The following is a 23,493-nucleotide window of genomic DNA, read 5'->3' on the forward strand; positions in this document are numbered from 1 at the left end:
CCGGCATTGAATATGAAAAGATAAATTGATAATCCGGTAATTTTACAAGATGGCTAAATGTAGTTAGAAGGTGTATGAATAATATGAATGTAATCAAAAGAATGAAAACAAATCGATTGGTAAAAAGAGTTTGTAAAATGATATTTGTCGTTTGTAGCTACTTACCTGTTCGGGAAAATTTGGTTGTTTTCGAAAGTTTTTCTGGCAAACAGTATAGTTGTAATCCACGCGCTATATATGAGCATATGAAACAACAAAATTTAGGGCTTTATATGGTTTGGAGTGTGAATAAAAGTTATACCGCACATTTTGAAGAAGCAAACATTCCATATATTAAACGTTTTTCACTTCGTTGGTTTGTTTTAATGGCACGTGCGCAATATTGGGTTACAAATAGTCGGATGCCACTATGGCTTCCAAAACCGAGGCATACCATTTATGTACAAACTTGGCATGGTACACCGCTAAAGAAATTAGCGATGGATATGAAAGAAGTTTATATGCCAGGGACAACTACAGAAAAGTATAAGAAGAATTTTCAAAGAGAAGTGCAAAATTGGGATTATTTGCTGTCCCCTAATGCATACTCAACAAAGATTTTTCAAAGAGCATTTCAATTTGAAAAACATGTAGTTGAGACTGGATATCCTCGAAATGATTTTTTATATGTAAATAACAATGGTAAGAAAGTTGAAGAGTTAAAGAAAAAGAATAGCTTACCTATGGATAAAAAAGTAATTTTATATGCTCCAACATGGAGAGATGACCAGTTTTATACTAAAGGGCGCTATAAATTAGACTTGCAATTGGATTTAAGACTTTTAAAACAAAATTTGAGTTCCGATTATATTATTTTATTAAGAATGCATTATCTAGTAGCAGAACAGTTCGATTTGGAGGAACATGCAGGGTTTGTTTATGATTTTTCTCATCATGTTGATATTAATGAATTATACATATTGACAGATATTTTAATAACAGATTATTCTTCTGTCTTTTTTGATTACGCAAACTTAAAAAGACCTGTTATTTTTTATACGTATGACATCGATTTATATCGTGATAAGATAAGAGGTTTTTATTTTGATTTAGAAAAAGAAGCTCCTGGACCAGTGGTTTCAACAACGGAGAGTGTACTAGAAGAAATTATGAAATTTGGAAGGAATGGATTAGGAGAATTTGAAAAAAAATACGATACTTTCTATGACAACTACTGTTATTTGGAAGATGGTTTGGCATCTAAACGCGTGGTAGAGAAAGTGTTTTTTGGAGAGGCACAATAAGATGAATGCAATGATTATGGTATTAAAAGAACAGATAAATAGTCTTTATCTAATTAAACGTCTATCTATTTATCAGGTTAAAAGTTCAAATAAAGATAATTATCTAGGGATTGTTTGGGAAATGTTAAATCCTTTAATTCAAATGGGTATTTATTGGTTTGTTTTTGGAATTGCAATAAGAGGTGGTTCAGGTGTTAATGGTGTACCGTTTGTATATTGGCTAATTTCTGGCATATCGGTATGGTTCTTCATTAACCCTGCAACCTTACAAGCTTCTAAATCTATTTATACAAGATTAAATATGATTTCAAAGATGAGTTTTCCGATGAGTGTTATTCCTAGTTATGTAATTATATCTAACTTTTATCAACATCTAATATTAGTAGGCATTGTTACTTTTATCTTTTTGATAGGGGGACAAGGGATTTCAATTCATTATATCCAATTGATCTATTATATGTTTGCGACAGTTATGCTCGTTTTTTCATTTTCCTTAATAACTTCTACTTTATCTACGATTGTACGTGACGTACAATTGGTCGTACAATCTTTAATGCGGATGCTACTCTATCTAACTCCTATTTTATGGACTCCTGAGAAGTTACCGCTTGCCTTACAAAAAATTATGCAACTTAATCCATTATGCTACATTGTTGAAGGCTATCGAAAGGCTCTTTTAGGGACAGGATGGTTTTATGAAGATATAAAGTATGGCCTTTATTTCTGGGGCATTGTATTTGTCATGCTACTGATGGGTACAGCAATACATGTAAAATTTAGAAAACATTTTGTAGACTACCTATAACGAGGATTGTAAAAAATGAATTATTCAGTGAAGTTTCATAATGTAACAAAAAAATATAAAATGCATAGTAAAAGTTCTGATAAGTTAAAAGATATAATATATCCTAGCGGATTTGGTGAAGATTTTTACGCGTTAAGAAATTTAAGCTTTGAAGCACAAAAGGGTGATGTAATAGGGATTATTGGTGTAAATGGATCAGGTAAATCAACAATGTCCAATTTAATTGCTGGTATTACACCACCTACAGCAGGAACTATCGATATTAAGGGTAATATAGCGCTTATCGCTATATCTGCTGGACTTAATAATCAATTAACAGGTCGTGAAAATATTGAATTGAAGTGCTTGATGATGGGATTGAGCAAAGAAAAGATTCAAAGTTTAACACCAGAAATTATTGAATTTGCGGATATTGGTAAATTTATTGACATGCCCGTAAAAAAATATTCTAGTGGTATGAAATCTCGTCTTGGTTTTGCAATTTCGGTAAATATTAATCCAGATGTTTTAGTCATTGATGAAGCATTATCTGTAGGTGATCAAACTTTTACAGATAAATGTTTAAAGCGTATGAATGAGTTTAAAGAGCATGGAAAAACGATCTTCTTTGTAAGTCATTCATTAGGGCAAGTTAAGCAGTTTTGTACAAAAGCATTATGGATAGAGTACGGTGAAATAAAGGATTATGGGCTTATGCAAGATGTAATGCCTAAATATGAGCAGTTTCTAAAACAATACCGTGCTATGAGCAAAGAGGAACAAAAAAAGTTTAAAGAAGAGGCACAACGAAAACAAGCCGGCGAAGAAGTTCGCAAAGAAGACAATATAAGTATTAATCCACCTACATATGGATATACCTTACTAAGGCGAAAAAAGAATAATAAAAAGAAAAAAGTGATAATTGCTGCGGCTGGATTAGCTTTATGTATCGGATTAGGAAGTGCAGTTTACTTGAAAAAAGACTTAATATTGAATTCGTCGCAAGTAGAAGTAGCAAATAAAAAAAAGACAATAGCATCTAGTGAAAAGAAAAAGAATCCATTGGCGGACTTAGATGTGAGATATGTGAAATCAGCAAAAGCGCGTATTAGAGATATGCCAAATTTAAATGGAAAACAAATAAATTTGATGGAGTTTGGTACGCCATTTATTGTAAGGGCACAGCAAAAAGATGAAAAGGATGATATAAATTGGTTAAAGCTTGTATATGAAGATGGAACAGAAGGCTGGATCAGTGAGAGTGTGTCTAGTATGATCCCTTTTAACTCAGCTTTACAGTATGAGGCAATCTCTAACAAGTTAGGGGAGCTATCAGGCTCAAATCAAGATTTTAAGAGTGGTATATCCCTATTAGGAAAAAATCAACAGGATGTACAAGGTATAATGGGGAAGCCTAAAAACATAGAAAACCTATTAGAAGGTACAGTAAATAGTTATAAGAATATCAATGTCTTATACAACCATCATTTCACTGTAAAACAGGTTACAATACAAAATATGTCTATTTCTAAAGAGACGATGTTAGAGAAATTAGGTCAAGCACAATTAATAAGTGAAGACGGAACATCATTTATATACCGATCAGATAAATATGATTTTAAATTTTCATCTGTAGATGGTATAACTGTTGATCAGATATCTATATTTTTACATATTAATTAAATTGATGAAGTGTTTGCATGATTACGGTGGAGCTAAAACCTTCGTATATCGCTCATAGTTGAGTTACAACATACAATTTGCTTAGAAATCTAAGGTGCGTGGCGTGTATTTAACTATATGAATTTAATTCATTGAAATGCTGAAGAGAGTGTGAAACGAATGGTAGAATCCCCCGGAAAATTAATTACTAAAATACGAATAACATCGTTTAAGAAAAGAAAAGGAAAGTGGCAGTTTGCTATAAGGGTAAAATGTAAAGACAAATGTACGATCCAAGGTATAACTTTAAAAAAAAGGAACGGAGATAAAGTTTATCAAATCCCATATCGGGAAAGTAACGTAAATGAAGTTGAAAAAAAGGTTGTCTTTGAAGTAGAACTGAGTCAAATTGAGTTGGGTCCGTTTTTTTGGGATTTCTATGTGCATCTGAAATCCGATGAATTTAAAAGCTATCGAATTAAGCATCCGAGTTATATGGTTAATAGAAAAATAAACAATCGTTTACAGCATGACCATACTGAAGGTGAGTATGTAGTATATCCATATGTGACCGTTAAAGGTGGACTCAGTTTACATTATCGAAAAAAGGGAACCTATGACCAGTTAAAATATGCCTTGAAAGAAAAGCTAGCATTAATTATATACTATACATTTAAATGGTATTGGGATCGAAAAGGTGCTGTATTAGTATATGAGAAATTTAGCCAAACAGCACAAGATAATTCTTATTATTTCTTTAAGTATTGCTATGATCATAAGAAAATTCCTAACCTATATTATGTAATTAACAAAAAGTCTAACGACTATAAGATGCTTGGTCAATATGAGGATAAAGTTATCGATTTTATGAGCGTTAAGCATATGATCTATCTCCTTGCTAGTACATTTATGATATCTTCTGAGTCAAAAGCACACTGTTATATATGGAAAGAAAACAGAGGGACGTTCAAGAAAGTTATACATGCTAAAAAGCACGTTTTTTTACAACACGGTGTACTAGGTTTAAAAAAGGTAGATTCAATTTTTAAAAAAGGTAGTCCGAATGGAACGAATCTATTTTGTGTATCTTCAGAATACGAAAAAGAAATTGTAAAACAATTTTTTAATTATAGGGAAGATGAAATAATTGTAAGTGGATTGGCACGTTGGGATTATTTACAAAATAAGAGCGGGAGAAAAAAACAAATCCTATTACTACCAACATGGCGAGAATGGCTAGATGAGATATCAGAGGAAGAGTTTTTAAATAGTCAATTTTATAGGCAATATGAAAGGTTATTAAACGATACAAATCTTATTGAACAATTAAAGAAACATAACGTTATATTAAAGTTTTTTATGCATCCAAGAATTTGTAATTCTATTCATTATTTCCAGCGCCATACTCCGAATATAAAGTTTGTTAAATACGGAGATACAAAAATTAATGAGTTGATAATGGAATCTTCATTGCTTATAACAGATTATTCTAGTGTTTCTTGGGATATGTATTATTTAAAAAAACCAATTATTTTTTTCCGATTTGATGACACAATGGATGGTTATTTGGATGTAGAGCATGAATTATTTGGAGATACATGTATACATGTAGAGGAACTAGTCCAATTATTAACCTTGTATATAAATAATGGTTTTAAGGAAAAGGAAAAATACGGATTGCTTAGAAATCGTTTATTTTCATATATTGATCAAAATAATGCGAAGAGAATTGTTGAAGGCATTTTTTCAAAGGAAAAACAATAAAAAAACTAACACTTCTTTTTTAATTACTTGAGGATATTTTATTATATTGTCAATTAAGTAAATAGGTATACTGTGTTTGTCGCGTTTAAATGTAATCAGGGTCTTGTTTCTTAATTACGGCAGGAATAATAGTTTTTTATATAAGAAACATAACATCATTTGTAAATAAAAGAATGGATATAGCAGTAGGGGTAGTGAAGCTAATTGTTAACAGAGGAAAGGTGAGGTCGAATTGAAAGTAAAGGTATTACTGGAAGAAATGAAGGTTACTCAAAATAAAAATATTGAATTAGAAATCTCTATACAAACAGATGGAAATACTAAAGTTGTTTATGAGCGAGTAAAGGGATTATATATTCATAAAGGAGAGTCTAAAAACCAGTTATCACTATCCAGTATAAGAATCTGTAATGATAGAGTTATATTTGTTCTTCCAATTTCGGAGCTTTCTAAAATAATGAATTACGGAAAATTAAAGGTTTCCTTACAGCTAGATAAAGATATTATTCTGCTTCATGTATATAACAATTTGAAAAAGAGTTTCTTTATATGTCCTGACAATACAAGCTTTCAAGTGAATGCGAGTAATTCAGTTGAAAAACTTGCTGAATTTAGTAGGAAAGATTCTGTAAGTATTGCTGTATCCGCAAATAAAATTTTTGAAAATAAAGAGAAGGATTTTATTATACAAGGAAGATTCTCTCCAGAGTTTAAGCGGAAGGAAGTGCGTTTAAAAGAGTTTTTCTTGAAAAATAACCTTACAAAAGAAGTTAGAAAATTAACAGATTTAAAAGTGAATGAGAGCATAAATGAATATCAAGTAATACTGAAATTAAAGGGAAACCCTTTATATGAAGGGAATTGGGAACTATTTTGTGCAGGAGTGCTTAATGGGAAACCTGCATTAGTAAAAGTTAAAAATAAACAAGAAAGAAAAGTAGTTGGAAGTTATTTTAGTTATAATGATCAATTACATTACCATATGTTTTCTCGTAATGCTGAACATGAGCTCGTTCTAAATATTAAAAGGAATACAGAGCGAATGGCCTCTACTAAAGTTGAAAATGTAAGTTTAGATCAGAATAAGCTTACTATCGAAGGCTCAGTTCAATTCAATCGTATGGTAGACATGAAAAACCAAATGGTAGAGCTACTATTTATTCAAAGAGATACGAAAAGGGAACAATCTCACCCTATCAGTATAACGAATGATTTCTTTAAAAAGACTATTGTTTTTGAAGAAGGCGACTTCTTTGAAGAAAAAGGAATTTGGGATGTATTCGTAAGCTTTAAAGTGCAAGGAATCAGAAATAAAGTCCCATTAAATCTAGGTTCTAATCCGGATTCAAAAGCAGATTTTGTAATTATACCTAAGACATTTTATAACAAATCAGGTGCTATAAAGAGGATTCGTCCATACGTAACCCTAGATAATAATTTAGCAGTATTAATTAGAAATGAAGGAGTATACTGTGATGTTATTAGAGTTGACTATGAAGCGAGTAAGTTAATTGTAAAAGGTTTTGTCAGAATCCTGGATATCAATTATGTTTTAAAAGATGTTTATCTTTATGAAGAATCTTTAAATTTGAAAATGAAGTGTACAAATGAATTTTCAAAAGGAGATGGTGGCTACTATTTTAGTAGCTCATATGACTGGGATTCATTTGATATTGCTAAAATTGGTGAAGTGAATTTTAAATTTATGGTTCATGTTGAGAGTAATGGAAATAACATTGAATTTAAATTAGCCTCTAATTTAGATGACATTAAAAATAAATCAAAGATAATGATTTATCCACCATTAAACAAAGATGCTAATGGATATCCAATACAAATTCGACCTTACTATACAAATAAAAATGAACTGTCTATTTCCATATGCAACTCTCTTCAAGCATATTGTACTGTGGTTGATGCAAAGAAAACACATGTGAAATTTACAATTCAGTCCAAAATACACGGTGATTTTGTATTGCAAGGTGCAGAATTAGTCTTGAAGCATAGTCAAACAAAAGAAATCATAAAACAACAGTTGCAGTCGAATAGTGAAAATGAATATATATGTAATATGAATCAAGCGTTTATTGAATCTATTAAATTACATGAACAGGGCAGATGGGAAGTTTATTTTTCTACACGTGTAAATAATAATATCGTTCAAGCAAGATTATTTGGTAGGGATCTAGAGGTTATTAATAAGAGTTCCACGTTCAAATCAAATGCGATAAAAATAGCAGATGAACTATACATGTCAATTTTCTTTGATAAAAAAAATAGAATAATGTCACTTGAAACGCGAAATATAAGAGCTCATGAGAAACCGAGTGAAAAGATAAGATTTTTGGCTGCAAGAGGAATTGCTAAAATATGGAGTAAGTTTAGAAGAAAAAAGGTATGGCTTATTGGTGAAAATTTAGGAGAAGTTGCACAAGATAACGGATTTGCCTTTTTTGAATCTTGTATTAAGAAGAATGTCCAAGAAGAGACGTATTATGTGAGTAAGAAAAATAATAAAAATATCGACAATCTCTTGCCATATAAAGATAAAGTTGTGCGATACGATAGCTTTAAACATCTTGTTTTATACTACTTAAGTGAATATACAATTGTAAGTCATGGAATTAGGGATGTTATTCCAAGTATTGTTCATAATAAGATGGCGAGTAATACAAAGAAAGTTATCTATTTGCAACATGGTATTATCGCAATGAAAAAATTGCAATTTAATAGAAATTCATATAATGGAATGATTAAAAAGTTTGTTGTTTCTTCCGAACATGAAAAAAATATCATGATCAATGAAATGAAATTTAAAGAGAAGCAAATCATGGTTACTGGCTTAGCTAGGTTTGATTCGTTAGTAGATAAGAGTAAAGATAAGAAAACGAGAGAAATTCTTCTTATGCCTACATGGAGAGAATGGGTGATTGGCTCAAAAGAAGAGTTTTTAGCTTCTGATTTCTTTATACATTACCATGGGTTATTGCAAGATAAAAAATTGCATGATTTGCTTGAAAAGCATGATTTAGTACTTAAGTTCTTCCCTCACATTGAAATTCAAAAAAAATATAAGGGTGAATTTGAATCTTTAAATGAAAGAATACAAGTTGTTAAATTGGGTGAAGAAAGTGTAAAAGAATTGATGCAAAACAGTTCTTTAATGATTACGGATTATTCAAGTGTTGTATTTGATTTTAACTATTTGAAAAAGCCAACAGTCTTCTATCATTTTGATGTAAATGATTATTTGAAACATAGAGGTTCTTATGTAGATTTAAGAAAAGATCTAGTTGGGGATATTGCACTGACAAGAGATGAAGTTATTAAATATGTGAGCGATTATGCTAAAAATGACTTTAAGTATAAACTGAAATATAATATAAATTCTAAAAAATATTATGCTTATCATGATAAGCATAACTTTGAACGAATTTATAATGAAATTGGGAAATTATCTACTAAAGTAACGACTAAATAGTGAGGTGAAAAAAATGAAAGTTACATTTCTTGTATATAATATTTATGGAATGGGCGGAACGGTAAGAACTGTTGTAAATACAGCGAATTACTTCGCTGCTAAAAACCATGAAGTAGAAATTATTAGTGTGAGAAGAACAAGTGCTACTCCGATGTTTAATATTGATAAAAAAGTAAAGATTACCCCAATCTTTGATGCAAGAAAGGGGAAATTATTTGGTAAAAACACACCGTTATATCAAAAAATTATTAAAAGAATACTAATGAAATTTCCTAGTGTCTTCATAGATAAAAGTGAAGATTTGTATCAGATGTTTAATTTATTTGTAGATTTTAAAATCATTGCAGCGCTTAAAAAGATAAACAAAGGAATTTTAATTACGACAATACCTTCTTTTAATATTCTAGCTACAAAGTTTGTAAAGAAAGATGTAATAAAAGTTGGACAAGAACATTTATATTTCGCTGGTCATGCACCAGGATTGCAAAATAAAATAAAAAAACATTATAAAAAGCTAGATGCTCTAACATGTTTGACAGACTCCGAAATTAAAGACTATGAGCAGTTATTAAAGGGAAGTAAAGTGGATTTATATAAAGTAGAAAATGCAACAGATATTCCAGAAGAAACAGCAAAGCTGGATAAAAAAGTGGTCATTGCAGCTGGACGTTATGCCCCTGAAAAGGGATTCGATCTCTTGATTCCAGCTTTTTCTAAAGTTATAAAAAAACATCCTGATTGGAAGTTGAAAATTTTTGGGTCTGGAGCGGAGGAAGAGGTACTTCGCGAAAAAATCTTCGAGGAAAAAGCGTATAATAATATTTTCCTTATGCAAAAGACAAATAATATTATCGGTGAAATGCGCAACTCTTCGATATATGCTTTAAGTTCTAGATATGAATCCTTTGGAATGGTAATTATTGAAGCAATGTCCGTTGGGGTACCTTGTGTAGGTTTTGCTTGTACAGGCCCTAGAGAAGTCATTGCACATAAAGAAGATGGTATTCTAGTTGAAGAAGGAAATGTAGAGGAACTAGCTAATTCATTAATGATGTTAATTGAGTCTGAAGAATTACGAAAAGAGTATGGTCGAATGGCAAGAAAGAATGTTGAAAAGTATACATTTAATGTTGTCGGTGGAAAATGGGATCGTATATTAGAAGAACAAGTACAAAAAAAGTCAAAAAAGAACGTAAAAGAAATGCTCGTGCAGACATCTGTATAAAATAATTTAATATGAAAAGAGCTGACTCGCAAAGTTGATAGAAACTTATCAGCTAGAGGTAGCTCTTTTTTGTAATTACAAATCGTTTTTAAAAAATATATTATTGTTGTTTGGAAAAAATAAATAATTTTTAAAGTAATAATTGAACCGTACTGATGAATCATAGGTACCTAAAAGAGCTCCTATTTTGTGATGAAAATCAAAAAATGGAAGTGTATATTACGTTTTAGAACCAAATGGGTATTTTCCAAAAAAGTTAGACGAACTTGAAAGGCCGGTGTTATAGAGGAAGCGTTAACACCACGAGAAAGATATATATTGATTGAGTCTACTAATAAGTCGGTTACGATTCCCATGTAGGGCACGCTATCTTTTCACATTAGCCAAGATAAGTTGGATTGGACAGTATGTGTGGCTTCGTCAGACAGATAAACAGGCAGAAAAAAGATTATGAATGGTTCCAAGATTTTTTTCGATAAGGGAAAATATAGTGGGCATTTTGTTAAAATGGTGTTGGAAAAGATCATAGGAAGTTGTATGAATCTCAAGCGTATTTACCGCATTATGCGTAAATATAACCTTGTGACAAAGATTCTTTAAGTGAATCTATAAAACACATGAAGGCATAAAAACATAAAATATTTCCGAATTTTTTAAAAAGCTAGTTTAGATCAAGAAGAGTTCGATAAAGAATGCTAAATGATTATGAAAAAGGGAAGAAAGCTTATTTATCAGGTGTAAAAGAAAGTACAACATGAGAGGGTGAGTCTATTATGTCTCTTCCTCCTTACAAATAGATATCGTCTATCAAACATTAGATAATTTGAAATAGAGATGAGGATAAGTGATTCATCTTGGATTGTTTCTACATTTGAATAAACGAATGCACTATACACACTCTGAATTTCAGAAATGTATAAGAGATATGAGAATTAGACAATCTATGTAATTACTTAAGCAACGTACTATTGAGTCATATGATAGATGAATTGGATCAAAAGATTATTAAGCCTTGGAATGCATGGGGCTGACAATAAAAAACTATATGGAAGAATATCATTATACTCGTTATAAGTGTATATTAAAAAAGATGAATCCGGTTGTATACCGGATTCATCTTTTAAGTGTTAGTTTTTTATTTCCGCGTATTGAAGAACATTTTTATTTTATCATCACACAAAAGCATACTTAAAATAGCAAGTATTTCATTCATTGTATTTACAACAACATTATTATGTCTAGTAACATATGTTTCATTATTTTCATAAACGAATAGATTGGATCCATTTTCATTTATTGCGTTTATTAACGGAACAATATGATCATCATATAAATTGTCATGTTGTGATGTAACTAAATAAACATTTGGTTTATATCGACTATTCTTGATTACATTACCGAGATAATTATTATAAAATGCTTTTGTTTCCTCTGTAATAGTTTCAGGTAGAATATATGTGAGAAAGCTTTTGTATTGCTCAATAAAATTATAAAGATGATATTGTGGAACTGCAGTTAGTATATTTTTGATACCTAATTCATATCCGAAATTTAGTGCAGCATAGCCACCTTTAGAAGGGCCAAAGAAAATAATGTCTTCTTTTAGAATTTTATATTCATTGATTTTTAGTTTTAAAAACTCGAGCACTGCATCACGAACATCAAGCTTTCCATTTAAACCTAAATAATAACTACCTACATGCCCTATATCATCTTTTATATAAATTTTTCTACAGTTATAAAATTTTAAACCATCAATTAAAGTATAAGGATAGCGATGCCTAGCATCATCTGAATTTTCATTCCCTAATGATTGGAAAATAACTAATAATTTTCGCTCTCCTTTAAAGTTTTGCACTGGATAAGGATCTTCCATATAGGTTAGTTCAATACCGTTTTTTGCCTTATAATGTACTTCGATTTTGCCACTCATAATATGCTCCTTGCATCGGATTTTTTATTGATTTTATTAAATATATTTGCTGAAAATATAAATGTATAAAGACAAATAATTGATAAGAAAGATATAAATTTAGTAATGAAGATATATAAAAACTATATTAAGTATACAGTGTTCAAACTATATATACAACGAAGAGTAATATTGGGGATGGATAAAAAGAAGCATTTTATAAACATTATATAAGAGGTTTTTATAGGTTTATGGAAAAAAATGGTGATATTTACACTGTTAGGTAGTATGATTAATTTGATATAGGAAGAAAATACTATGCTAGATATTCAATAAATTACAGAAATTATTCCTCGTTGCTACTGAATTTTATATGTTAATAAAATTCTAGAACTAGAAAAAGAGTGTATAATTGAAATTAAAATGAGGAGTATTTTAACGGGAAGTCTACTGATTATTTATTAATACTATGTATTTTAATTGTAGGGCATTGCTGTTGGCTATTCGTTATCAGTATTGATACTCGTTATTTAAATATCAAATTTGTTATGATATTTAGCTTTGTCGAGAATGTGAAATGCGACTTGCATATTAATCTAACCAACTCGAAAAGGAAAATTGAAGTGTAAACGGTGGCATGAGAAATTGAAATTATATCTGATTTTGGTGATAAAAAGAAGTGATATAATTTGAGGAACATTGATTTTAGAATGAGAGTAGCACAATTTATTTTATCCTTCTCATTGTTTATAAAATATAGAGGTCATAGTTGTTTGTGAAAAATAACCAAAAATGTTTCTTATTTTGTTAAAAAGGAAAATATGTTATGTGTTGTGTAATTAGAAGAAAATCTTATGAGTTAGGATGATTATCGTTGAAAACAGTAAAAAAAGCCATTATCCCAGCAGCTGGACTAGGAACAAGATTTTTACCAGCAACTAAAGCAATGCCAAAGGAAATGTTACCGATTGTTGATAAACCAACAATTCAATATATTGTAGAAGAAGCGATTGAATCTGGAATTGAGGATATTATTATTGTAACTGGAAAAGGAAAGCGTGCTATCGAAGATCACTTTGATCATTCTTTTGAGTTGGAACAGAACTTACTAGAAAAGGGTAAGCATGAAATCCTTAAGAAGGTGCAAGAGTCTTCTAAAATTAATATTCACTATATTCGTCAAAAAGAGCCGAAAGGCTTAGGTCATGCTGTATGGTGTGCTCGTAAGTTTATTGGTAATGAGCCATTCGCTGTCTTACTTGGTGATGACATTGTACAAGCTGAAACGCCATGTTTACGTCAATTAATGGATCAATATGAGGAAACACAATCATCGGTAATTGGTGTTCAAACCGTTCCAGAAACGGAAACACATCGCTATGGTATTATTGATCCACTGGTACAAAAGGGTCGTAGTTATCAAGTAAGTAAGTTTGTGGAAAAGCCAGCTCAAGGAACAGCACCATCCAACTTAGCGATTATGGGACGATATGTACTATCACCTGAAATCTTCATGTTCTTAGAAGACCAACAAACAGGAGCTGGTGGCGAGATTCAGTTGACGGATGCTATACAGCGTTTAAATGAGATTCAAAGAGTGTTCGCTTATGACTTTGAAGGAAAGCGATATGACGTTGGAGAGAAGCTTGGATTCATTCAGACAACAATTGAAATGGCATTACAGCACGATGAGTTAAAGAATGAGCTATTAGGTTATATGGAGAAACTATTAAAAACAGAAATGGTTACGAATTAACTTTCACAAAAACCATCCAGGAAATGTATTGTTAAAGCAATTTCCTGGATGGTTTTTTTATAATTGTTTCATTAATTTATCTGCGACTTTTTTAGAAAGCTGCTTTGTCATTTTGGGAACAAATGGCTTTATTGCTCCATTAAAAATGAAGGCCCCTGTACCAGTTGTTTTTATTTCTAACTGACTTGTTACTTTTGTAGTAGAGGAAGAGGTTGATTCGGCATGGAAAAAGCCGCTGCCAATTAATTTCTTGGTTGGAGAAGTCATCGTAAAGCTAATTTTATCTGGCATGTTCCATTCAATAATTTCAACATTTAGACTAACGTCGCGTTTAATAAATCCCAAATCACCGTGCAAACGCCAAGTTGAATGTTTATCATCAATAATCTTATGTTTCACATAGCCTGTAACTAGTGGAGCCCAATTATTTATATTACTAATAAAGCTCCAAATTTGATCTGGGGAGGCCGTTAATTCTATAGTATGTACACCTTTTGCCATTTGTTCGCTCCTTTCTAAAAAGCCAATATATTTGAAGTTGAAGAGTTAGGTCGGAATTTTTATATTCATTTTATCATAATATCCAATATTTATGTTATAAGATGTTTTCATTTTTATTTTTTTATTTTTTATTAAGATTCATATTTCTAAATATAACATTTAAGAAAATGTAAGGAAAATAGAGAAATCATAAGTAAAATTAGGGAATTAATGCGAAAAAGGTCGAAAATTAGGTTTTAATTTCTCATTTTTGTCATATATAATAAATCTTGAATACGACATTAAAGGCAAATCATATTTGATATAATTTGCCTTTCCCTAATTTGGGTATACACTCTTTTCAACCTCCGTGTCAGTTATAATACATATTGGAAAGAGTGTATACATTTTTTTTATTTGGAAGAGGAATTTTGAAATCATTTTTATAATGACAAAGAAGAGTTAAAATGGGATAATGATAGTATAACTTCTGGTGGTATGACCAATCTTTTGTAAGGAGAGAAGTGTATGCTAGATATTCAACAAATTAAAGAAATAATTCCTCACCGCTATCCATTTTTACTTGTGGATAAAGTGTTAGAAGTAGAAGAAGGAAAGCGTGCTATTGGAATAAAGAATGTTACAGCTAATGAAGAGTTTTTTAATGGGCATTTTCCAGACTATCCTGTAATGCCGGGTGTTTTAATTGTAGAAGCTTTAGCACAAGTTGGAGCTGTTGCTATGCTGAAGAAAGAGGAGAATCGTGGTCGTTTAGCATTCTTTGCCGGCATTGATAATTGTCGTTTTAAACGACAAGTCCGTCCAGGTGATCAGCTTCGTTTAGAAGTTGAAATGACGCGTGTACGTGGAGCAATTGGCAAAGGAAAAGCAATTGCAACTGTAGATGGTGAAATTGCTTGTGAGACGGAAATTACGTTTGCACTTGGTGACAAGAAAGAATAAATATATTAGGATATATAGTAGGCAAATAACGATAGATAATTGTTATTTGTCTATTTTTTGTGGATGGATATAATTTAGTTTTATTAAATTGTTTTGTGTTATGTATAATAGGATTTATATGTATTGTAGGTTAGGTCGACGATAGGTTTAAGAAGGAAGGTTTGCATGATGAAAAAGAAAATTTTATTTTGGGTACTCGGTATTATTGGGGTACTAATTATAGGTGGAGGAGTTTATGCTTATAATGTATATTCTTCTGTATCTAAGACATTAGAGGAAGTTCATAAACCTTTAAAGCGTGATGAAAACAACAATAAAGTTGGAGAAAAAGTTAGTAATGGTGAACCAGTTTCAATTTTATTATTAGGAGCAGATGAACGTGGTGAGGATAAAGGGCGTTCAGATTCTTTAATGGTAATTACATTAAATCCTAAAAATAATTCTATGAAAACAGTAAGTATTCCTCGTGATACTTATACAGAGATCGTAGGTAAAGGAAAGAGCGATAAAATCAACCATGCTTATGCATTTGGCGGGGTTGATATGTCTGTAGCAACAGTGGAGAAGTTCTTGAATGTTCCAATTAACTACTATATTGAAGTGAATATGGAAGGTTTCAAAGATATTGTTGATGCGGTTAGTGGAGTAGATGTAAATAATGATTTAGAATTTACGCAAGATGGGCATCATTTTGCGAAGGGGAATATCCATCTAAATGGTGATGAAGCTTTAGCATATACACGTATGCGTAAGCAAGATCCACGTGGTGATTTTGGTCGTCAGATGCGTCAGCGTCAAGTCATGCAGGGTGTTATTAAGAAAGGAGCTAGCTTCTCTTCTTTAGCAAGCTATGGAGATGTGTTGACAGCAATTCAAAAGAATGTAAAAACAAACTTAACGCAAGATCAAATGTTTGATATGCAAAAGAACTATAAAGATTGCTTGAAAAATAGTGAGGATATCCAAATCTCAGGCGACGGTCATAAAGCGGCAGATGGTATTTGGTACTACTATGTTCCAGATGCAGCAAAACAAGATTTAACGAATAAATTAAAAGCGCATCTTGAATTAAATAAGTAATCGTTAATAACCCTGACTGTATAGGGAGAGTTACTATTATTTTGTGGTATAGTAATAAGTAAAAGATAAAAGGTGTACGAGAAATCGTACACCTTTTATCTTTTACTATAAGAAAGTAGTTAATCTTAGTCTGCGGGAAGTGTTACTATCAAATCCTAATGGTTATGTATTATAGCATAAGTAGTTTCTTTTTCATGTATATAACACCAGCACTTCAAAAGCCTGACTTTCCCTTTGAAAAACTTGGTGCCAAATAGTATGATGGTGTAAGAAACGGAGAAAATAACGAGAGATATGTGAGTGATTTTATTCCGTTATAGTATTTTAAGTAGATATTATTGTGAAAGATAATATTGGTCATCTGAATGTTCACCTATATGAAATTGATAGCAACGATAGTTTTGAAATAGATTCTGTCGAAGATTTAGAGAAGGTTGAAGAGAAGCTTGCAACTTTAAGAAGTTAGTTGTCGTTACGGTTCACATTATATTATTTAAAATGAGTGTTTATGGTAAAATATAGATAAGCATAAAATGTAAGAGAGAAACTATATATTTGTTGTATTGAGTATAGTTATTGAAGTAGGAGGAATAACATGAGTTCAATCTTGGTTTGCGGCGGAGCTGGTTATATCGGTTCTCACGCTGTGAAAAAATTAGTAGATGAAGGTTTATCTGTAGTAGTGGTTGATAATTTACAAACAGGTCATGAAGATGCGATTACAGAAGGCGCAAAGTTTTATAAAGGAGACCTTCGTGATAAAGGTTTTTTAAGAGACGTCTTTACACAAGAAAATATTGACGCGGTTATGCATTTTGCGGCTGATTCTTTAGTTGGTGTTAGTATGGAGAAACCTCTTCAATATTATAACAACAATGTGTACGGCGCACTTTGCTTATTAGAAGTAATGGACGAGTTTAAAGTGGATAAGTTCATTTTCTCTTCTACTGCGGCAACTTACGGCGAAGTAGATGTGGATCTTATTACTGAGGAGACTGTAACAAATCCAACGAATACGTATGGCGAGACAAAACTAGCAATTGAAAAAATGCTTCATTGGTATAGCCAAGCGTCTAACTTAAAATATAAGATTTTCAGATACTTTAACGTGGCTGGTGCAACTCCAAATGGTATTATTGGGGAAGATCATCGTCCAGAGACGCATTTAATTCCTCTTGTTTTACAAGTGGCGTTAGGTCAACGTGAGAAGATTATGATGTTTGGTGACGATTATAATACACCAGATGGTACTTGTATCCGTGATTATATTCATGTTGAAGATTTAGTAGCGGCTCATTTCTTAGGTCTTAAGGACCTACAAAACGGCGGAGAAAGTGATTTCTATAACTTAGGAAATGGTAATGGTTTCAGTGTAAAAGAGATCGTTGATGCAGTTCGTGAAGTTACAAATCATGAAATTCCTGCTGAGGTAGCACCGCGCCGTGCGGGAGATCCAGCACGTTTAGTTGCTTCTTCTCAGAAGGCGAAAGAGAAGTTAGGATGGGATCCTAAGTATGTAAATGTGAAGACAATCATTGAGCATGCTTGGAATTGGCATCAAAAACAACCGAATGGATATGCTAAATAAATATAATAGGTGAAAGAGAGGGTATCGTCGACAAAATATGTTCGACAATACTCTCTCTTTTTTTGTATGATTTTTGCTATACTAAACTGTACTATAATACAGGATGGAAGGAGGATAAGGATGAAAATACTTGTAGTTGATGATGAATCAAGTATTCGTAATTTGATTCGGATGCAGTTAGAGATGGAAGGATATGAAGTATTAGTAGCGGCTGATGGGAGAGAAGCTTTAGAGAAGTGGAATGAAGGGCCTCATGTGTTGATTTTAGATGTGATGCTTCCGGATACAGATGGGTATGAATTACTTCGCTTGTTCCGTGAGAAGGATAGGGATATTCCAGTGCTTATGTTAACTGCAAAGAGTCAGATGAATGATAAATTGCTTGGTTTGCAGCTTGGAGCGGATGATTATGTGACAAAGCCTTTCAATTATGCGGAGCTCATTCTTCGTGTGAAGAACATGAGTAGGCGTGTGAAGAAGGAGGAAGTAACTGTAAGTCATCAAGTAATTTGCGCAGGTGACTTAATGATTTGTCCTAAAGAAAGAAAGGTACATGTTAGTGGACAAGAAATTCAGTTAACGTACCGAGAGTTTAATTTATGTCAGTTGTTCGTTTCAAATCCACAGCGAGTATTTATGAGGGATGAGTTGCTTGAGAAAGTATGGGGATTTGAGTATATCGGAAATACGAGAGCGGTTGATATTATGGTGCAAAGGCTGCGAAAGAAGCTTGGTACGAGCGGAGAATATATTAAGACAATTTATGGCGTTGGCTATAAGCTGGATTGTTAAGTGGTGATGGTATGTCGTTAAAACGAAATATGGTATTTGGAATAGTTGGACTGTTAATCCCGATTCTTGTTCTTTTATACGCGGTTGTTTATATTACGTTAGAAAAGAATATGTATCACAACGCAGCGGATTCTTTAGAAAAGTTAAGTGTAGAAGCGCAAATTTATACGATGAATTATTTAGAGAAGGAAGCAGAAGTGGAGACGCTAGGTCCGAATTCGCTTTTAATTGCTTCGTACTTAGCGAAGCGGATGGATGTCCGTGTGCAGATGATTGGGAAGAATGGAGATGTTGTTGCAGATACACAAAAAGGAGCACTGCTTCATCGGAATATCGATATTGAGAGTTCCTTGAAGGGGAAAAAATCTTATGTTTTTGAGGAGGGGGACCCAGCTCCAATTCTTTTATTTTCAAGCCCAGTTTATTATGGAAACGATGTCATTGGAAGTATTCGTTTTATAAATGAGTTAACGGGTGAGAAAGAAGTTTTAACAAATGTGAGCTGGACGTTCTTAATGACATCTCTTTGTCTAGTAGCTGCTGGTATTTTCTTTGCAATTCGTTTGGCGAAGTCTCTTCATAAACCAATTGATCAGTTAAGACAAATGGCGCAGCGGCTTGCGAATGGAGATTACGAAAGTAAGATTGAGCTAAATGAGTACGTGGAAATTGCGCAGCTTTCAGCATCCTTTAATGTGATGGCTGATGGAATTGAACTGCATATTAAGCAGTTAAAGGAAGAAAAAGAGAAACAGAAAGATTTCTTAGATCGTATTACGCATGAACTGAAAACACCGCTAACAGCGATTATCGGTTATGTTGATCTAATTCCAAAGTTACAATCGAAGGAAGATGTACAGGAGAGTCTTCGTTATGTAACTGTAGAAAGCGAGCGTTTATTATCACTTGTAGAGGAGCTACTTAAGTCTTCGAAATATGGAACGAGTACGTTTGAAGTGTCACCTACAGTTGTAAATATAAAGGAATTGGCAGAAGAAGCAGTTTCAATTGTGAAACCCCGCCTGCAGCAGTTTGAAATTGAAGTTATAAATGAATTAACGGATGTACATGTCGTTGCGGATTTTGATAAGACGAAGCAAATCTTTTTAAATGTACTTGATAATGCGATTAAATATAGTGATGCTACGCAAATTCGAATGAATGTAATTGTAAATGAGCATGAGGCGAAGGTCTTTGTTCATGACGATGGTATCGGTATAGATGAGGGCGTGCTTGCGGAGTGGAATGAGTCTCCAGAAGGTAAAATACTTCCTTCTAGTTACGGGAACGGCTATGGTTTGTATATTTGTCAGGAGATTATGAATAAGCAAGGCGGAAGTATGCGAATTGCGAGTAGTGAAGAGATTGGGACTACGATATTTATTACATTTTTACTTCCGAGACGGATGGAAGACATAAAAAACTTGAAAGCGGTTAAATGATACATTTATGAAACAATTATGCGGTATTTTCGAAACAACGTTTTTTTATCTTGGAGGTAGGCAGAAATGAAAAGGCTATCATTTCAAATTCTTATGTTTGTCCTTTGTATGATCGTTTCTCTTACTTTGTTTTATGTTATGGAGAAGCAAATATATAATCGAATCACAATTGTGAATGACAAACAAGCCGTTTTACAAAGAGTGAACGAATCTCTTCCAACTGAAGTGAAAGTAAGGCATGAAAAGTGGGGAGAAATTGTTGTAACGGATGAAGTTCGTTTACATACGATTGTTTCATTCTTTGACCGAATTCGAATAGAGCCGAGAGATGTTAAGAGCCAAGAACAAGTATTTACTGGAGAAGTAACGTACTTGAATGGACATAAGCGTACTTTTGCAGTAGGTGACTTGTTCCAGTATGAGGCAAACGTATACGGAAAGAATGGCACGGATCCGATGATCTCAGCACTTCAAACGTATTTGTTAAGCCTGTATTACACGCCAGAGCGTATTAGTGATTTCTTTGCTTCAGCAAAGGATGTTGTAGTACGCCAAGGTAATGTGGTACGTACTATCAATCTTACGCCCATACTTGATTCTATTCGGTACGCAAAGCAAATTACAGATTATGGAGAAATCCAGAAGTTATTACAATCACAGAATGAACCGATTGCTTATATTACCGCTTATAAAACAGGTAAGCGTGTAAAGAATGAGCGCGAAGATATTCTTACGATTTCTGTGTATCCATCGTATTTTGTTGTGCAATACCTCGGTGATAATAACGGGAATGTCATGTATATGAAAGGATCTCTAGCAGATTTCTTTGTAAAGGAGAATGTGTCATGAGAAAGATAGCCTTTTTCTTCTTTTTGCTAGTAATTGGAGGAGCGATGTCTAGTTGCTCTCGAGATACAACCTCTATTAAATATAGTAAAAATGGTCTCCCTATTTTAGATGATCGCCATATTGTTGCGTATGTAGCGGCACGCGAGGAAGTTGGTGAAGCTTTGCTTTCGTCATTTTGTAAACCACGCGGATGTACGTATGAATTTATTCGTCTTTCGACAGAAGAACTTCTTCGGAGAGTGGAAGAAGAAGCTGGTAACCCGAAGGCAGATATTATCATTGGCGGTACAGTAGATGCGCATCAAATGATGAAGCAAAAGAATCTTTCTATTCCTGTGACGAGTCAGCATGCAAATCGTATTTCAAAAACTGTTAAAGATAAAGATGGTTATTGGTACGGTTATGAAGTGGAGAAACTGGCAATTGCGATTAATAAAGAGCGGTGGAATGAAGAAATAGCTCCGCTCGGTCTTCCATATCCATCGAGGTGGCAAGATTTATTAGATCCAGTATACAAGGGAAAGATTGTTATGCCTGATCCAAATGTTTCAGGTACAGCATATACGTTTTTTCAATCACTTATTGATACTTTAGGTGAAGAGGAAGCAAAGGCGTATGTGAAGCATCTTGCAGGACAAGTGGGGGAAGTAACAGTGAATGGTTATATACCAGCAGAACTTGTTGCGAGTGGTGAATATATGATAGGCATCAATTTTATGGGAGATCAGAGAATGCTTCAAAAACAAGGCTTTCCTATTTTAAGCCACGAACCTGAGCAAACTGGATTATCTGTTAATGCGATTTCGAAACTAAAACGTGCACCGAGTGGTATTATTGCGGATTTATTTATTGATTATTGTTTATCAGAAGAAGCGGGTCACATTTTAGAAAAAGTTTCGTTTGGTGTACCAACGATGTTTGCGAAGAATGAGAAAGAAATAGAAGGACAGCCAGTTAGAAGGGCAAACAAAAATATATCAAATAGTGGAATAATCGAGATATGGAATAGACAACGTCTCTCTCATAAGTGAGAAAAGGAGACGAAAATATATGTTTAAATGGCTTAAGCCAGCACCTGCAATTGAGAGATTGCCAGCGGATATGATCGACCGTGTATATCGATTACTACGTATTCGTGTGCTAATCGGGATTTCAGTTGGGTATGCTGCTTATTATTTAGTTCGTAGTAACTTTACGTTATCAAGTACGTATTTAGTACAAGAATATGGTTTTAGTACAGCTCAAATTGGTCTACTAGGTTCAGTAATGGCAATTGTTTATGGATTTAGTAAGTTCTTTATGGGGAATTTATCAGATAAAGCTTTCGCCCAGCGCTTTATCGCAGTCGGTTTATTCTTATCAGGGCTTGTAAATATTTGCTTCGGCTTTGCATCATCATTTGGGATGATTGTTACATTACTTGTTGTTAATGGTATTGTGCAAGGTATGGGAGCACCACCTTGTAGTATCGTTATGACGAAATGGTTTTCGAAGAAAGAACGTGGTACGAAAACAGGTATTTGGAATATTTCACATAACGTTGGCGGAATGCTTGTGCCACCACTTGTTGGAATTGGTGTAGGTATTTTCGGTGAAAGTCATTGGCAAGGTGGCGTGTTTATTTTCCCTGCGATTATCGCAATGGTAATTTCAGTTCTTGTTTGGATTAATGCAAAGGATACACCTGAGTCTGAAGGCCTTCCTCCAATTGATGAGTATCGTAATGACTATGAAAATCTTGAAAAAGCAGATAATGCTAACAAGATGTCGCCAAAAGAAATTTTAATGAAATATGTAGTGAAAAATAAATTTGTATGGTTCTTATGTATTGCAAATGCATTTGTTTATTTAATTCGTTTCGGTGTTATTAACTGGGTTCCACTTTATTTAACGACAGTTAAAGGTTTTTCAAAAGCAGAAGCGCATGCGGCATATGCTATTTTTGAAGGGATGGCAATTCCAAGTTCATTAATCGTTGGTCTTTTAAGTGATAAATTATTTAAAGGAAAACGTATGCCATTATGTATTATTAGTATGGTTGGAGTTGTTATTGGTACGTTTGTATATTGGCAAGCGACTAGCATACTTGTTGTAAGTATTGCAGTTTCTATTATCGGTTGTTTAATTTATGTACCACAATTTTTAATTGGTTTAAGTGCAATGGAATTAGTACCGAAGTTTGCAGTAGGTACAACAGTTGGTATGTGTGGTCTGTTCGGTTATGTAGGAGGAAGTCTTGTAGCGAATGCGGCGATTGGTGTTATTGTTGATCGTTCTGGCTGGGACGGCTGCTTCATCCTACTATTAGCAGGTGCAATTTTATCAACAATCTTCTTGTTCATCGTTCAACGTGGACATGAGAGAAAAGCTCCTAAAGTGGCGTAATATTTTATTTGAAAAAGCTATCCAATTATTGTTTTGGATGGCTTTTT

At 33.0% G+C, this 23,493-nt stretch carries 18 protein-coding genes and 1 pseudogene; 17 read left to right on the top strand and 2 right to left on the bottom strand.

Going from position 1 to position 23,493, the window contains the following annotated elements; genetic code table 11:
- Positions 1–83 precede the first annotated feature (83 nt).
- From ACQKNR_RS12225 to ACQKNR_RS12255, 7 genes are all read left to right on the top strand, one after another.
- Positions 84–1,283 carry a CDP-glycerol glycerophosphotransferase family protein gene (locus ACQKNR_RS12225; protein WP_427318114.1) on the top strand — a complete coding sequence of 400 codons (1,200 nt, stop codon included), beginning with the start codon at positions 84–86 and terminating at the stop codon, positions 1,281–1,283.
- A 1-nt stretch (position 1,284) separates the two neighbouring features.
- Complete coding sequence (locus ACQKNR_RS12230; RefSeq protein WP_427318116.1) at positions 1,285–2,088, top strand: ABC transporter permease; 804 nt, start codon at positions 1,285–1,287, stop codon at positions 2,086–2,088.
- 15 nt (positions 2,089–2,103) lie between these two features.
- Positions 2,104–3,750: a teichoic acids export ABC transporter ATP-binding subunit TagH gene (gene tagH / locus ACQKNR_RS12235; RefSeq protein WP_427318118.1), complete on the top strand. Its 1,647-nt coding sequence runs from the start codon at positions 2,104–2,106 to the stop codon at positions 3,748–3,750.
- A gap of 420 nt (positions 3,751–4,170) precedes the next feature.
- A complete protein-coding gene (locus tag ACQKNR_RS12240; RefSeq protein WP_427318120.1) occupies positions 4,171–5,493 on the top strand; it encodes a CDP-glycerol glycerophosphotransferase family protein in 1,323 nt (440 codons plus the stop codon).
- Between the two features lie 232 nt (positions 5,494–5,725).
- The gene (locus tag ACQKNR_RS12245; RefSeq protein WP_427318121.1) at positions 5,726–8,974 is read left to right on the top strand and encodes a CDP-glycerol glycerophosphotransferase family protein; all 3,249 of its coding nucleotides are present in this window, start codon (positions 5,726–5,728) and stop codon (positions 8,972–8,974) included.
- Between the two features lie 13 nt (positions 8,975–8,987).
- Positions 8,988–10,199: a glycosyltransferase family 4 protein gene (locus tag ACQKNR_RS12250; RefSeq protein ID WP_427318123.1), complete on the top strand. Its 1,212-nt coding sequence runs from the start codon at positions 8,988–8,990 to the stop codon at positions 10,197–10,199.
- Positions 10,200–11,220: 1,021 nt separating this feature from the next.
- Positions 11,221–11,391: an IS3 family transposase gene (locus tag ACQKNR_RS12255; RefSeq protein ID WP_427318125.1), complete on the top strand. Its 171-nt coding sequence runs from the start codon at positions 11,221–11,223 to the stop codon at positions 11,389–11,391.
- Here ACQKNR_RS12255 and ACQKNR_RS12260 read toward each other — a convergent pair.
- Positions 11,335–12,132 carry a hypothetical protein gene (locus tag ACQKNR_RS12260; protein ID WP_427318127.1) on the bottom strand — a complete coding sequence of 266 codons (798 nt, stop codon included), beginning with the start codon at positions 12,130–12,132 and terminating at the stop codon, positions 11,335–11,337. The two genes, ACQKNR_RS12255 and ACQKNR_RS12260, sit on opposite strands and share 57 nt — an antisense overlap.
- 853 nt (positions 12,133–12,985) lie before the next feature.
- Here ACQKNR_RS12260 and galU point away from each other — a divergent pair.
- The gene (galU, locus tag ACQKNR_RS12265) at positions 12,986–13,867 is read left to right on the top strand and encodes a UTP--glucose-1-phosphate uridylyltransferase GalU (protein WP_427318129.1); all 882 of its coding nucleotides are present in this window, start codon (positions 12,986–12,988) and stop codon (positions 13,865–13,867) included.
- Between the two features lie 57 nt (positions 13,868–13,924).
- Here galU and ACQKNR_RS12270 read toward each other — a convergent pair whose 3' ends face one another.
- Positions 13,925–14,368: a CoxG family protein gene (locus ACQKNR_RS12270; RefSeq protein ID WP_427318131.1), complete on the bottom strand. Its 444-nt coding sequence runs from the start codon at positions 14,366–14,368 to the stop codon at positions 13,925–13,927.
- Positions 14,369–14,875: 507 nt separating this feature from the next.
- On the opposite strand from ACQKNR_RS12270, the gene fabZ reads away from it, so the two are divergent.
- From fabZ to ACQKNR_RS12315, 9 genes and pseudogenes are all read left to right on the top strand, one after another.
- Positions 14,876–15,310: a 3-hydroxyacyl-ACP dehydratase FabZ gene (gene fabZ / locus ACQKNR_RS12275; protein WP_000884318.1), complete on the top strand. Its 435-nt coding sequence runs from the start codon at positions 14,876–14,878 to the stop codon at positions 15,308–15,310.
- A 168-nt stretch (positions 15,311–15,478) separates the two neighbouring features.
- The gene (locus tag ACQKNR_RS12280) at positions 15,479–16,390 is read left to right on the top strand and encodes a LytR family transcriptional regulator (RefSeq protein ID WP_427318133.1); all 912 of its coding nucleotides are present in this window, start codon (positions 15,479–15,481) and stop codon (positions 16,388–16,390) included.
- 331 nt (positions 16,391–16,721) lie between these two features.
- Positions 16,722–16,856: pseudogene (locus ACQKNR_RS12285) on the top strand (CTP--phosphocholine cytidylyltransferase); the annotation flags it as partial.
- 129 nt (positions 16,857–16,985) lie between these two features.
- The gene (gene galE / locus ACQKNR_RS12290; protein ID WP_427318135.1) at positions 16,986–17,978 is read left to right on the top strand and encodes a UDP-glucose 4-epimerase GalE; all 993 of its coding nucleotides are present in this window, start codon (positions 16,986–16,988) and stop codon (positions 17,976–17,978) included.
- Positions 17,979–18,098: 120 nt separating this feature from the next.
- Positions 18,099–18,770, top strand: coding sequence for a response regulator transcription factor (locus tag ACQKNR_RS12295; RefSeq protein ID WP_427318137.1), 672 nt, complete (start codon positions 18,099–18,101; stop codon positions 18,768–18,770).
- A gap of 11 nt (positions 18,771–18,781) precedes the next feature.
- Positions 18,782–20,212: a HAMP domain-containing sensor histidine kinase gene (locus tag ACQKNR_RS12300; protein ID WP_427318139.1), complete on the top strand. Its 1,431-nt coding sequence runs from the start codon at positions 18,782–18,784 to the stop codon at positions 20,210–20,212.
- A gap of 66 nt (positions 20,213–20,278) precedes the next feature.
- Complete coding sequence (locus ACQKNR_RS12305; RefSeq protein ID WP_427318141.1) at positions 20,279–21,061, top strand: DUF3919 family protein; 783 nt, start codon at positions 20,279–20,281, stop codon at positions 21,059–21,061.
- Positions 21,058–22,092, top strand: coding sequence for an ABC transporter substrate-binding protein (locus ACQKNR_RS12310; protein ID WP_427318143.1), 1,035 nt, complete (start codon positions 21,058–21,060; stop codon positions 22,090–22,092). The genes ACQKNR_RS12305 and ACQKNR_RS12310 overlap by 4 nt, the downstream gene beginning before the upstream one ends.
- Positions 22,093–22,111: 19 nt before the next feature.
- Positions 22,112–23,446, top strand: a complete 1,335-nt coding sequence (locus ACQKNR_RS12315) for an MFS transporter (RefSeq protein ID WP_427318145.1) — start codon at positions 22,112–22,114, stop codon at positions 23,444–23,446.
- Positions 23,447–23,493: the final 47 nt, after the last annotated feature.

The sequence above is a fragment of the Bacillus sp. NPDC094077 genome (genome assembly GCF_050279465.1).
Classification (GTDB): Bacteria; Bacillota; Bacilli; order Bacillales; family Bacillaceae_G; genus Bacillus_A.